The organism is Acinetobacter sp. NIPH1876 (assembly GCF_022808535.1).
Classification (GTDB): Bacteria; Pseudomonadota; Gammaproteobacteria; order Pseudomonadales; family Moraxellaceae; genus Acinetobacter; species Acinetobacter higginsii.
On sequence record NZ_JALGBR010000001.1, the window covers coordinates 50,055 to 63,259 of the forward strand.

10 protein-coding genes are annotated in these 13,205 nt (G+C 42.3%); 4 read left to right on the forward strand and 6 right to left on the reverse strand.

From position 1 onward, the window contains the following. Entirely contained in the window at positions 1-1,491 is a 1,491-nt protein-coding gene (locus tag MN869_RS00245) for an amidase family protein (protein ID WP_033133027.1), read from the reverse strand. Between the two features lie 204 nt (positions 1,492-1,695). On the opposite strand from MN869_RS00245, the gene MN869_RS00250 reads away from it, so the two are divergent. Next, positions 1,696-2,175, forward strand: a complete 480-nt coding sequence (locus MN869_RS00250; RefSeq protein WP_005189081.1) for a hypothetical protein — start codon at positions 1,696-1,698, stop codon at positions 2,173-2,175. Positions 2,176-2,229: 54 nt separating this feature from the next. Here the strand turns inward: MN869_RS00250 and accC are convergent, their stop codons facing one another. From accC to MN869_RS00275, 5 genes are all read right to left on the reverse strand, one after another. Next, on the reverse strand, positions 2,230-3,594 hold the full coding sequence (gene accC / locus MN869_RS00255) for an acetyl-CoA carboxylase biotin carboxylase subunit (protein ID WP_004807534.1): 1,365 nt from the start codon (positions 3,592-3,594) through the stop codon (positions 2,230-2,232). A gap of 17 nt (positions 3,595-3,611) precedes the next feature. Beyond that, on the reverse strand, positions 3,612-4,031 hold the full coding sequence (gene accB, locus MN869_RS00260; protein WP_004807532.1) for an acetyl-CoA carboxylase biotin carboxyl carrier protein: 420 nt from the start codon (positions 4,029-4,031) through the stop codon (positions 3,612-3,614). Between the two features lie 26 nt (positions 4,032-4,057). Further along, positions 4,058-4,507, reverse strand: coding sequence for a type II 3-dehydroquinate dehydratase (gene aroQ, locus MN869_RS00265; RefSeq protein WP_005315896.1), 450 nt, complete (start codon positions 4,505-4,507; stop codon positions 4,058-4,060). 728 nt (positions 4,508-5,235) lie between these two features. Further along, positions 5,236-6,270, reverse strand: coding sequence for an ABC transporter substrate-binding protein (locus MN869_RS00270; protein WP_033133028.1), 1,035 nt, complete (start codon positions 6,268-6,270; stop codon positions 5,236-5,238). Then, entirely contained in the window at positions 6,271-6,861 is a 591-nt protein-coding gene (locus MN869_RS00275) for an ANTAR domain-containing protein (RefSeq protein WP_005189070.1), read from the reverse strand. Positions 6,862-7,387: 526 nt separating this feature from the next. Here MN869_RS00275 and MN869_RS00280 point away from each other — a divergent pair. From MN869_RS00280 to nirD, 3 genes are read left to right on the forward strand one after another with little or no spacing between them, the layout of a single operon-like run. Then, positions 7,388-8,746 (forward strand): MFS transporter, encoded by a 1,359-nt coding sequence (locus MN869_RS00280; protein WP_162180567.1) that lies wholly within the window; start codon positions 7,388-7,390, stop codon positions 8,744-8,746. A gap of 28 nt (positions 8,747-8,774) precedes the next feature. Next, entirely contained in the window at positions 8,775-11,321 is a 2,547-nt protein-coding gene (gene nirB / locus MN869_RS00285; RefSeq protein ID WP_033133029.1) for a nitrite reductase large subunit NirB, read from the forward strand. Between the two features lie 11 nt (positions 11,322-11,332). Beyond that, entirely contained in the window at positions 11,333-12,952 is a 1,620-nt protein-coding gene (nirD, locus tag MN869_RS00290; RefSeq protein WP_033133030.1) for a nitrite reductase small subunit NirD, read from the forward strand. Positions 12,953-13,205 lie beyond the last annotated feature (253 nt).

Genomic DNA, 13,205 nt, shown 5'->3' on the forward strand with positions numbered 1-13,205 from the left:
CTAGATTTGGATGTGTTTATATTGCGGCAACCATGGTTGTGCTTGTTCCAGTTGAGCGGCAAGTTGCAACAAGCGGTCTTCACATCCAAAAGGTGCGATAAACTGGCTACCGAGTGGCATACCGTGTTTATTCCAATACAAAGGGACTGACATGGCAGGTAAACCGGTTACATTGGCGAGCTGGGTAAAAGGTACCCAACTCAAATTGTCCTGTACCATTTTCTCTACCAACTTACCTTGTGCCAAGTAGTGGGCTTTTCCTAGTTTTAGCAAGCCTTTTAGGATTGGCTTCTGCCAAGCAGGTGTGGCAACCTCACCATTTTTAGGCGCGACTGAGGCCGTGGTTGGCGTGAGGTATAAGTCATATTTTTCAAAGAAAATATTCATCTGGGTGCTGTACAGTCCCCAATTATTAAGCGTATGAATATATTCTGTCGCCGTGGTCTTCGCTCCAAAGGCAGCCAAAGTAATTGAATCGAGTTCGAAATCACGATTTTTTGCACCCGCCATTTGTTTGATTTGTGCCTGCATATAGGAGAACTGACTGAACCATGTGGTGACAAAATCTTTTGCCAGTTCGAGACCATCTATTTTAGGTCGGTCTTCAACCACAATATGACCCAATGATTCCAATAGCTTCGCAGTTTTTTGCACAGCTTGGATTGCATCTTTAGAGATTTTGGTACCAATCGGTGATTGGGTATTAAATGCGATACGAAGTTTTTTTGGACTTTGTTGAATGATATCTAAGTAGTTTTGTTTCGGTGCTTCAATACGAAATAGTGAGGTTTGTTCAGGACCTTGCACTGCATCAAGCATGGCTGCACTATCTCGAACGGTTTTGCTGAGCACATGCTGCATGGCAGCGCCGTGCATGGCTTCGCTAAATTGTGGTCCCCATGGCGTACGTCCACGACTGGGTTTAAGTCCAAATAGACCGCAATACGAAGCAGGGATACGAATTGATCCACCGCCATCACCCGCACCCGCAATAGGGACTAAGCCGCCTGCAACTGCTGAAGCAGAACCGCCTGAAGAGCCACCGCTGTTATGCTTTAAATTCCAAGGATTATGGCATGCTCCCCAAGCATCAGGCTCAGTAATCCCTTTAATACCAAATTCAGGCGTATTCGTTCGTCCAAAAGTGACAATACCAGTTTGTTCCCAGCGATTGACAATTTCTGCATTAAAGTCTGGTGTGTAATTGATTTTTTTTAATGCTTGACTGCCATAAGACGTTGGCACACTTTGGTATTCTTGAAATAGATCTTTGACTAAAAATGGAACACCTGAGAATGGACCTGATAAAGCGTGTTGAGCGCGTTGTTTGGCTTGTTCATACATTGGGATAATGATGGCATTCAGTTTCGGATTGACTTGATTGCTTCGTTCTAATGCGATTTCGAGCAGCTCTGACGGCTGAACTTCTTTGTTTTTGACTAACTCGGCTAACCCTAAACCATCGTACTGTACGTATTCTGAAAATTTCATGGCTTTTATCCCTAAAGCGAAAATCTTTATAAAGTAAAAAGTTAAATACAATTTGAAAAATAGCATACCTGAAAAAGTGTCAAAACAAGCAATTAAATTACATGGTAAAAATATTGTGTTTATATGGTTATGAATGCATGCTTTTATCAAAAAATATGCTAATTTAAGCCTATGCACCGTTAAGATGACGACTTAATTAAATCTATGAAAAATATTTATATTATTGGATTATTATGGGCTTGCTCAACATGGACTATGGCAGAGACGGTCGTAAATGACAAAGCAGCAGTAACCCCTCAACAAATAGCTAAAGCCAATGCGATTCGGGTCACAACTCGCCCTGAGATTATGGGGCTGTGGGGAATGGAAATTCCAAACAATAAGAAGTGTGTCGAATACTATAACTTCCGTGGTGCAAGTGATGTGGTGATTAAAAGTGGTCAAGAATGGTCGTATGGCTTATATGATTATCAGCCATCAGAAGATCATAAAGAGCGCTTGCCCGCATTAGTTCTGCAAATCAAATATGACAATAATGAAATGGACTGTTCAGGTCAAAAGCAAGATCAAACGGGTGAAGTTTCGCAGTACTTTGTAAAATGGGCCAATGATTCAACTATCGATTTTTGTGCCAGTGAAAAAGGCGATAAGTGTTTTGCGACCTTGCGTCGTGTTTTACCCTAAGAATTAAGATTGAGTTAGAAATAAAAAAGCCTCTTGAGTAAGAGGCTTTTTTATTTAGGCTTTTTCAGCTTTTGGTTCAAGCTGTTTTAGCAAATGTTTTTCAAGATAATGAATATCCATTGCCTGTTCACAGAAATTTTTGTCTTGTAAGATCAAATCTTTATGCAAAGGAATATTGGTTTTAATTCCTGTCAAAATCATTTCATCTAATGCTTGGCGCATGCGAGCTAATGATGTTTCACGGTCTTTACCATGAGAAATCAATTTTGCAATCATTGAGTCATAGTAAGGCGGGATGTTGTAGCCCTGATAGATGTGTGAATCCAAACGGATACCAGCACCACCTGGCGCATAGAAACTTTCAATTTTACCTGGAGAAGGCAAGAAAGTAGTTGGATCTTCAGCATTGATACGGCATTCAATCGCATGACCTTTAACTTCGATTTGCTCTTGTTCAAGTTCAAGACCTAAACCAGCTGCAATACGAAGTTGCTGTTCAATGATATCAACCCCAGTCACCATTTCAGTGACAGGATGTTCAACTTGCACGCGAGTATTCATTTCGATGAAGAAGAATTCGCCATCTTCAAATAAAAATTCAAATGTACCTGCACCACGATACTGCATCAACTTACATGCATTCACACAGGCTTCTAAAATATCAGCACGTGCTTGTTCAGGTAGGTTTGGTGCCGGTGCTTCTTCTAATACTTTTTGATGACGACGTTGTAAAGAACAGTCGCGATCATAGAGGTGAATCGCATGACCATTACCATCACCAAGAACCTGTACTTCGACATGGCGAGGTTTCTGTAAGAAACGTTCCATATAAACCGTATCGTCACCGAACCACATCTCTGCATCGCGTTGCGCCGCTTGAACCGATTCAAGTAGCGTGTCGACACGTTCTACGATACGCATACCACGACCGCCGCCACCAGAAGCCGCTTTCACGATCAATGGGAAGCCGATTTCTTTTGCTTCCGCGAGTGCATTGTTAATGGTTACGGCATGATCACAGCCAGGTACCGTTGGTACACCTGACTTTTTCATGGCAATAATCGCTGATACTTTATTCCCCATAAGACGAATATGTTCAGGGCGAGGGCCAATGAAAATAAAGCCAGAACTTTCAACGATTTCAGCAAATTCCGCATTCTCGGATAAAAAACCATAACCAGGATGGATTGCATCCGCGCCTGTGATTTCTGCAGCAGTAATAATTGCAGGAATATTTAAATAGCTTTCACTACTTGCACCCGGTCCGATACACACTGCTTCATCAACGAAGCGTAAGTGCATTAAATCTTTATCGGCATCTGAATAGATACCAACTGTTTTAATGCCAAGAGTTTTACAAGCCCGAGTAATTCGTAAAGCGATTTCGCCACGGTTTGCAATTAATACTTTTTGCAACATAGGAATCCCCAAACTGATTAAGCACGGTAGCGGAAAAGTGGTTGACCGAATTGGATCACTTCACCATTTTTCACTAGAATTTCTTCAATTACGCCGCTTTTTGTTGCTTCAATTGGGTTCATGATTTTCATTGCTTCAATGATCCCTAATGTTTCACCCGCAGATACTGTTTGACCTACATTTACAAATGGTGCTTCACCTGGACTTGGTGCTGCATAGAACACACCAACCATAGGTGATGATTCAACTGCACCACGTGGTGTTTTTGCTGCTGGTGCTGGAGCAGCAACCGTTGGAGCTGCAGCTACAGCAGCCGCGGCATAAACAGGAGTAGGGCGAGTTAATGAGATGGATTGGTCGCCTTCCTTAACTTCAATCGCTTGTAAGTCAGATTCAATCATCAAGTCGATGAGCTTCTTGATTTTACGGATATCCATGAGTGAGCATTCCTAAAAAGTCTAAATTAGTTAGAAGATTGAATTTTTTCGATAGCGTAATCGAGAGCAAAGGAATAACCCTTTGCACCTAAGCCACAAATTACGCCAATGGCTTTATCTGATAAATATGAGTGATGACGGAATGATTCACGGGCGTGAACATTTGACAAATGAACCTCAATAAATGGGATGGCAACACCAAGTAAGGCATCGCGTAAAGCAACTGAGGTATGGGTCAAGGCTGCAGGGTTGATAATGATAAATTTCACACCCTCGTTTTGTGCTTGATGGATACGATCGACAATCGCACCTTCCCAGTTGCTTTGAAAAGTATCTAGTGTGAGTGATGCATGTTGGGCTTGAGCGATGAGTTGCTGGTTAACATCATCTAGCGTGAGATAACCATATACCTCTGGTTCGCGTTTTCCTAGCAAGTTCAAATTCGGTCCATGAATTACCAAAATGGTTGAGCTCATTCAGCCTGCTCCAATTTCTAAATCTGCAAAAGTTTTTTGCAAGATGTCTGCAAAGTTTGCTTATTATGGCACAAAATTCTGCAATTTTTTTATAATTTGTTTTAATCGATGAAGAAATTTGCATGCCAAGCATGGTGCATATAATGAAAACTTTGCAAGGAATTGGCAATGTTAAAATATGACAAAATTTAGCGTAATTTTATTTTTAAACATTCTAAACTGAATTACCTCATTTCGTTCATGGGATTTGTGTAACTCAGCAGTCAAGCTATTTATATTTTGGTATCTTAGTGCGACTTAAATCCTTAGAAAAGAATTGGGTAAAGTGTATTTTTATGTGATCCAATAGGATGAAGGTTTTATACTAACATATTGTTTTTATGTGTTTAAATTATTATTTATGAGGATAGTAAACCTGTAGTTGCTAAAATATGAATATTGAACCTTTTCTGATGCTACTTGTTGATTGCGTGACATTGTGAAGCGCTTGATGACTGCAATGCAAGATGATTAGAGATTGAACACTGTTGTCGCTTAATCAGTTGGCAGAAATGATAAAAATTCGCATTCTAGATGGCAGTTAATGACATAAAAATGTCCGAAAAAGATATCTCTGCTTTCAATATGATAGTGACTACTTAAGGGATTACTTGTGATTGGTGTAATCCCTTTTGGGTCTTTCAAAAGCTGTCTTTAAATATCAAGACAGCTTTTTTTTGTCCTTGGTTTTATGTGGGATTCGCAGCAGCTTTATAGGTTTCAAGCAGTAGGCAATTCTGAGCTTGAGTCATATAAGTGTCTCGTTCAAGTTCTACAGCATTCCACTTATGCATTTGTTGAAATAGCCATTCAAAGTCTTGGGCTTTTGGCTCAGCACTGTTTTGTACAAAGTTACGAATGATATTCTGGATGGTAAAGTACTTTTCAACATGAACGTCTGGCGAGCAATGGAATTGAATCACATCAAATTCAATCAGAAGTTGCCATACAGGGCTGAAATCATCTAGTTGTCGCAACTCTTGTTGCGCTTTGAGAATGGCACTGGTTAAGGCAATCAAAGTGTGTGGATGTTGTTGCGCCCATTCTTGCGTGACTGCTAAGACTTTGTCGGCAACATTCGGGATAATGTGCTGACTTGAACAGACAATTTGGCTTAGACCTTGTAACTCAGCTTGAGTATTCCAAGGTTCACCGACACAAAACCCATCTATTAAATGATTACTGATCGCTTCAACCATATAAGGTGGCGGTAAGGTTTTCATTTGAATGGTTTGCGCTAGTTGAGGGTCAGCCAAAGCGAGCCATTCTCTTAAGCAGTAGTGATGAATCGAGTGTTGGAATACATGTGCCAAAGAGACGTTTTGATCTTGGCGGATATAATCCGTCAGTTTCTGTGCGGAGCTCTCTGCGTTGTCTTGCTTCTGAATATTCAGTGCATAACAGAGCTTCTGGCTTAAGCTGATAAAGGCTCGGTTTTCACTCAGCACGAGAGAGGTTTGTAGTGGAATCCCAATTTGATCAGTTCCGACCGCTGCTGCTGGCAACATGGCAGACAGGCAATGTGCAGCATCGAGTAAGCCAAAAGCTAAACGATCACGTAAACTGGCCCAAGAAGCTTCCTTGACTAAATTGACATTTAAACCGACTTCTTCAAAAAAACCACGCTGCTTTGCCCAGAGTAATGCGACACAATCAAGTAAGGGAATATAGCCCAGTTGTAATTCGGTTTTTTCTACTTTTGCTAATTCGACTAAATGGCTCATCTATTCATCCTTTAGTTGATTATTTAAAAGTTGTTGGGCATCGAGTAAACGGCGTGCCATTTCTCCAATAGTCATGCGGTGGCTCATGGCATTTTTTCTGAGTAATTGAAACGCGGTGTCTTCAGTTAAGCCATGCAGTTGCATGAGCAACACTTTGGCCTTTTCGACATCTTTACGATCTGCAAGTTTGGTCTTGGCATCTTTCAGGTCACATTCCAGTTTTTTATGCTTTTTATACTGCTCAATCGAAATATCTAAAATGGTGTGTAAGCGGCTTGGGTCTATACCATCGACGATATAGGCGGTAATCCCTGCATCAATGGCTTGTTTGATAGTGTCTTTATCGGTGTTCTTGGTAAATAAGACGGTAGGCAGATCAAAGTTGCTGACACAACTTTCGATCACATCGCGATGTGGGTGATCCATATCAAGCAGAATGACATCGGCTTGAAGATGTTCGAGTTTAAAAATATTGAGATGATCGAGGGTAAAACAAGCCACTACATCAAAGTCATGTTCAATCAAACAGGTTTTTATGTATTCAGCCCGAGCCTGGTCGTCATCAATAAGTGCGATCTTGAGTTTCGGCATAAGTATATAGGTCAAACGGTGGGGTTATGCACAGAGATTAAAGTACTGTGCGTATTGTTTTTGAAGCAAAAATAGTGCCAGTGAAGCTATTTTGATTTCTTATTCGGTGCAATCGCTCCATGGGGCGTATTGTTTATGCGCTTTATTGTATCGCTGTGACCAAGTAGAAGAAATGAAAAATTTGACTTATATCCTCCAGAATAAAACTGCACTTTTTAAGTGCGTAAAAAGAATTGTTTTGAAGCAGTGCGAATTGTGCTTTAAAACAGGTCGTTGTACTGAACTTGTTCTCTTCAACCGAATTGGTATTCATTAAAAATAAAGAGTAAATGAATAAAATTAATATAAAACAATAACTAATGTTATGTTGGTGTGATTGTGGTTAGAACTTGGCACAGCATTTGCTAACTATTCCTTGAGTCAAAGATGACTTGCAAAATTGTAAGACGGCCAACGATGTCCGATCTGATCGGTTTGTTGATACAGCGTGCTGTATGAGCAACACATGATACGTTCAGTATGGGAGATGGCAATGTCTTTAGATTTATCGGCGAAAAAAGCCACGTCAATTAAGTTATTCAACTTTTCCGCACCAGCGATGCGGGCATTCCACATGAGTTGGCTTGCTTTCTTCGTTTGTTTCTTTGCTTGGTTTGCTTGTGCACCATTAATGCCAGTGATTGCAGGCGAGTTCCATCTCACCAAAGATCAGATCGCCAATATTAATATTGCTGCTGTTGCAATCACGATTGTGGTTCGATTAATCGTTGGTCCACTGTGTGATAAGTATGGTCCGCGTAAAACGTATACTGCATTGTTATTGTTGGGCAGCATTCCTGTATTTGGTGTTGCTGCAGCAAATAGTTATGAATCCTTCCTATTCTTCCGTTTATTGATTGGTGCAATTGGCGCCAGCTTTGTCATTACTCAATACCATACCAGCATTATGTTTGCACCAAATGTTGTAGGCACTGCAAATGCCGCATCAGCGGGCTGGGGGAATGCAGGTGGTGGTGCGACACAAGCCTTGATGCCTTTACTGTTGTCTGCCTTGGTGATGTTCGGTGTAGAACAAGCCATGGGTTGGAGAATTGCATTGCTTGTACCGGGTGTGATGATGCTGATCGTGGGTGTGCTTTATTGGAAGCTGACTCAAGATTGCCCACAAGGCGATTTTAAAGAACTTCGTGCGCAAGGTGTTGTGGTGGGAAGCGATAAAAAAGGGGGCTTGGCAATCCTAATGCATGCAGCACGCAACTATCGGGTCTGGATTCTATTCTGCTCTTATGCGGCATGTTTTGGTATTGAAATCTTCATGCACAACATCATTGCGATGTATTACGTCGAACACTTCAACTTTGGCTTAAAAGAAGCAGGACTGGCTGCTGGGGTTTTTGGTTTGCTGGCACTGTTTGCCCGTGCCCTTGGTGGGATTGTTTCAGACAAAGTCGCGCTGAAAAAAGGTCTAGATGGTCGTACCAAAATCTTGTTTCTGTTGATCTTGGGTGAAGGACTGTTCCTGATGCTATTCGCGCATATGAATAGTGCAGTTCTTGCAATCCTCAGTATGACCATCTTCGCACTGTTTACCCATATGGCATGTGGTGCGACTTATGCATTGGTTCCATTTATTGATCGTGAAGCACTCGGTGGTGTGGCAGGCATTATTGGTGCAGGTGGCAATGTCGGGGCAGTCGCAGCAGGATTCTTGCTGAAAGGAATGGTCGATTTTCAAACTTGTTTAATGGTTTTAGGTGGCTTGGTAGTGATTGCTGCAAGCTCGGTGATGCTGATCCGATTCTCGGTAGAGCATAAACAAAAAGAACAACAGCTGTTTGAACAAGCCATGTTGGAACGTAGCTCAGAACAAAGCAGCGCAGCTTAATCAAAGATTCGATTTGAGGAGAAACACAATGAAATTAGTGATGATTGGTCACGGTATGGTGGGGCATAAATTCATCGAAGCCATCTTGGAGAAAGCTGATGATGAATTAGAAATTACCATCCTTGCAGAAGAACCACGTATTGCCTATGACCGCGTACATTTGACTGAATACTTCTCTGGTAAAACAGCCAAAGATTTATCACTGGCTCGCTTTGATTTTGCAGACGCGCACGGTATTGATTTAAGACTCAATACCAAAGCGGTAGAAATTAATGCAGCTGAGCAAACGGTGACTACCAATTTAGGCGATGTCATTCATTATGACAAATTGGTCTTAGCAACAGGTTCATATGCCTTTGTTCCACCAATTTCAGGCAATGATCGTGAAAACTGTTTTGTCTATCGTACCATTGAAGACTTAGATGCCATTCGTGCTGCGAGCTTAAATGCCAAAACAGGTGTGGTGATTGGTGGTGGTTTATTAGGTCTGGAAGCTGCCAAAGCATTGCGAGATTTAAATCTGGAAACGCATGTGGTGGAGTTTGCACCGCGTTTAATGGCGGTACAAATTGATGATCTAGGTGGCAAGGTATTACGCCGTAAAATTGAAAATCTTGGGGTAAAAGTCCATACCCAAAAAGCCACGCAATGTATTGAAGCCGGTGATAGCACAACGCACATCATGAAGTTTGCGGATGGCAGTGAGCTGGAAACAGATATCATTTTATTCTCAGCGGGAATTCGCCCACGTGATGAATTAGCGCGCTTGAGTGGTTTAGCGTTGGGTGAGCGTGGCGGGATTAAAATCAATGATTATTGTCAAACCTCAGATGAGCATATCTATGCGATTGGTGAATGTGCGCTGTGGGATAATAAAATTTATGGCTTAGTCGCACCCGGCTATGACATGGCACGTATTGCCGCAAAACATATCTTAGCCGAAGAAACCCATTGTTTCGCAGGTGCAGATATGAGCACCAAGTTGAAGTTGATGGGGGTTGATGTGGCATCCGTCGGTGATGCGCATGGCATGACGCCAAACTCACTCAGCTATTTTTATGCTGATGAAGATAGCTTGGTTTATAAAAAGATCGTGGTCGATGCAGATAAAACCAAGTTGCTTGGTGCGGTCTTGGTCGGTGATGCCAAAGAATATAATGACCTACTACAAATGATGCTAAATGGTCTGGCACTACCAGAAACACCTGAAAGTTTGATCATGCCAGGTTTTGCCGATTCAGGTGCCAAAGCAGGCGGTAGTGGTGTCGATTTATTGCCAGATAGCGCAACCATTTGTTCTTGTAATAACGTGTCCAAAGCCGATATTTGCCAAGCAATTTGTGACGGTTCAACCTCACTTGGTGCTTTGAAAAAATGTACCAAAGCGGCGACAGCCTGTGGTGGTTGTGCACCTTTAGTCACGCAAGTGTTGAAGTCTGAGCTACAACGGCAAGGCGTAACAGTCAATAACCATGTGTGTGAGCACTTCCCGTACTCACGCCAAGAAATTTATCACTTGGTTCGTGTCAATGAAATCAAGACCTTTGATGATTTGATTCATCAACATGGTCATGGTCTAGGCTGTGATATTTGTAAGCCAATGGCGGCCAATATTTTGGCATCGTGCTGGAATGATTTTGTACTTGAACCCAGCCATGCGGGCCTACAAGACAGTAACGACTACTACTTGGGTAATATTCAAAAAGATGGTTCTTACTCGGTTGTTCCGCGTATGGCAGGTGGTGAAGTCACTCCAGATGGCTTAATCGCCGTAGGTCAAATTGCCAAAAAATATAATCTGTATACCAAAATTACCGGTGGACAACGTGTCGACTTATTTGGTGCGCAAATTCATCAACTCCCGTTTATCTGGGAAGAACTCAATGCAGCGGGTTTTGAATCAGGTCATGCTTACGGTAAATCATTACGTACCGTGAAATCCTGTGTCGGTAGTACATGGTGCCGTTACGGGGTGGATGATTCTGTGGGCTTGGCGATTGAACTTGAGAACCGCTATAAGGGCCTACGTTCGCCACATAAATTGAAAATGGCGGTTTCAGGTTGTACCCGTGAATGCGCCGAAGCGCAAGGTAAAGATGTCGGGGTGATTGCAACAGAGAAAGGTTGGAACATGTATGTCTGTGGTAATGGTGGCATGAAACCACGTCATGCAGAGTTATTGGCTTCTGACCTTGATACCGAAACCTTGATTCGTTATATCGACCGTTTCTTTATGTTCTATATCCAAACTGCAGATCGTTTACAACGTACCAGCGTATGGCGTGACAATATGGAAGGCGGTTTGGATTATCTCAAATCAGTGATTGTCGATGATTCGCTAGGACTTGCCGAAGAACTCGAAAGTCGTATGAGTCATGTGATTGGGACTTATCAAGATGAATGGCGTACTGCGGTTGAAGATCCTGAGATTCGTAAACGTTTCCAAACCTATATCAATGCCAGTGCAGAACAGCAAGCTGACCCACATATTCAATTTACCCAAGTGCGCGATCAGATTCGCCCTTTGAATGACGCTGAACGCTCAGTCGATCGTATCCCAATGGTTGAAGCATAAGGAGAACTCAAATGACCAGTTTAAAGAACATCGATATGCTGCCAGAAAATCAATGGGTCGAGGTGTGTGCGTTGGATGACATCACACCAAATACGGGTGTGGGCGCACTGATCGAAGGTCAATCCGTTGCACTGTTTCGTGTTGGTCACGAAAAGCGGATTTATGCGCTTAGCAATAAAGATCCATTTAGCCAAGCCAATGTGATGTGTCGCGGCATCATTGGCGATTTACAAGGTGAACGCGTGATTGCATCGCCGATTTATAAACAACATTTTAGTTTAGCGACGGGGCGTTGTCTGGAAGATAAAGATCAAAAGCTCTTGGTTTTTCCAACCAAAATTGAAAATGGTCGGGTGTGGGTCGGGTCTGTTCCGCAAAAAACCTATATTACCAACAATGGGGCTGCTCAAGAAAAGCTGAAACTGGTGTTAATTGGCAATGGTTTGGCGGGGATGCGTTGCCTAGAAGATTTATTGGATATGGCACCGGATCGTTATGATGTAACCGTGATTGGTGAGGAGCCTTGGGGCAATTACAACCGTATTATGTTGTCGCCAGTACTTTCAGGTGAAAAAACCATTGATGACATCATGTTGCATCCACATGCGTGGTACAGCGACAAAGGGATTCAATTTATTGCGGATGATCCTGCAATCAAGATTGATCGTACTCGCAAAGTTGTTCATACCGAGAAAGGCGAAAGTGTTGATTATGATCGTTTGATTATTGCCACTGGTTCATTACCATTTGTTCCACCTGTGCAAGGTGTAGATCTAAAAGGCGTGATTAGCTTCCGTGATATTTATGATGTCAATACCATGATCAAATATTGCGAAACCAAAAAGAATGCGGTGGTGATTGGTGGTGGTTTACTGGGTCTGGAAGCGGCCTATGGACTGAAACAACGTGGCATGAATGTCACGGTTCTACACCTGATGGATCGAATTATGGAGCGTCAGTTGGATGGGCGTGCCAGCCGTATGTTGCGTCATAGTATTGAGCAAAAAGGGATCAATATCATTACTGAGGCGAATACCGAAGCTTTGATCGGTGAGGATGGTCATGTCAGTCAAGTCCGCCTTAAAGATGGAACGGTACTGGATGCGGATTTAGTGATTTTTGCGGTCGGGATTCGCCCGAATATTGCCTTGGCTCAAAGTGCTGGACTGCGTTGTAACCGAGGTATTTTGGTCAATGACACCATGCAAACTTTTGATCCAAGTATTTATGCTGTGGGTGAATGCATCGAACATCGTAATCAAACCTTTGGTTTGGTTGAGCCACTTTGGGGACAAGCTTTTATCTGTGCAACGCATTTGGCTGAACATGGCAGCTTAACCTTTAAATCACCGACGGTACCAACGCAGTTAAAAGTCAGCGGTGTCGATGTGTTCTCTGCTGGGAACTTTGAACCGAAAGAAGATTATGAAGACATCATCCTCAATGATGATAAACGTCAGATTTACAAACGTATCATTATCCAGAAAGATAAAGTGATTGGTGCGGTTCTGTTTGGTGATACGGAAGATGGGATGTGGTATGCCGAGTTGATTGCAGATCAAACGCCTGTTTCTACTTTTAGAAATAAGCTGTTATTTGGTAAGGATTTTGCAATGAAAAAGGCAGGGTGAAAGCTTACCCATTCGAGAAGAATAGGTAAAGGATGAATGGCATTGCCGCATATGTGATGTATGAGCCGATAATTTTTGTAAAGGCATTGCCTTACTTTTCAAGGATGAAAAGTAACAAAAATCCTTTGTTAAGCTGACGGTACATCCTTGCTACCGCAGCTCAACAAGGCGGCATCCATGCCGCCTGTCACGATAGTGTGTGATGAGAAAAATCTAGTTTTAGAAAGTTTATCCATAAGCTGAAACTGGAGAA

Bases quoted from the DNA above. Each gene is read 5' to 3' on its own strand.
- MN869_RS00250 (WP_005189081.1), top strand. From the start codon at position 1,696: ATGAAAAATATTTATATTATTGGATTATTATGGGCTTGCTCAACATGG.
- MN869_RS00245 (WP_033133027.1), bottom strand. From the start codon at position 1,491: ATGAAATTTTCAGAATACGTACAGTACGATGGTTTAGGGTTAGCCGAG.
- accB (WP_004807532.1), bottom strand. From the start codon at position 4,031: ATGGATATCCGTAAAATCAAGAAGCTCATCGACTTGATGATTGAATCT.
- MN869_RS00280 (WP_162180567.1), top strand. From the start codon at position 7,388: ATGGCAATGTCTTTAGATTTATCGGCGAAAAAAGCCACGTCAATTAAG.
- aroQ (WP_005315896.1), bottom strand. From the start codon at position 4,507: ATGAGCTCAACCATTTTGGTAATTCATGGACCGAATTTGAACTTGCTA.
- accC (WP_004807534.1), bottom strand. From the start codon at position 3,594: ATGTTGCAAAAAGTATTAATTGCAAACCGTGGCGAAATCGCTTTACGA.
- nirD (WP_033133030.1), top strand. From the start codon at position 11,333: ATGACCAGTTTAAAGAACATCGATATGCTGCCAGAAAATCAATGGGTC.
- MN869_RS00270 (WP_033133028.1), bottom strand. From the start codon at position 6,270: ATGAGCCATTTAGTCGAATTAGCAAAAGTAGAAAAAACCGAATTACAA.
- MN869_RS00275 (WP_005189070.1), bottom strand. From the start codon at position 6,861: ATGCCGAAACTCAAGATCGCACTTATTGATGACGACCAGGCTCGGGCT.
- nirB (WP_033133029.1), top strand. From the start codon at position 8,775: ATGAAATTAGTGATGATTGGTCACGGTATGGTGGGGCATAAATTCATC.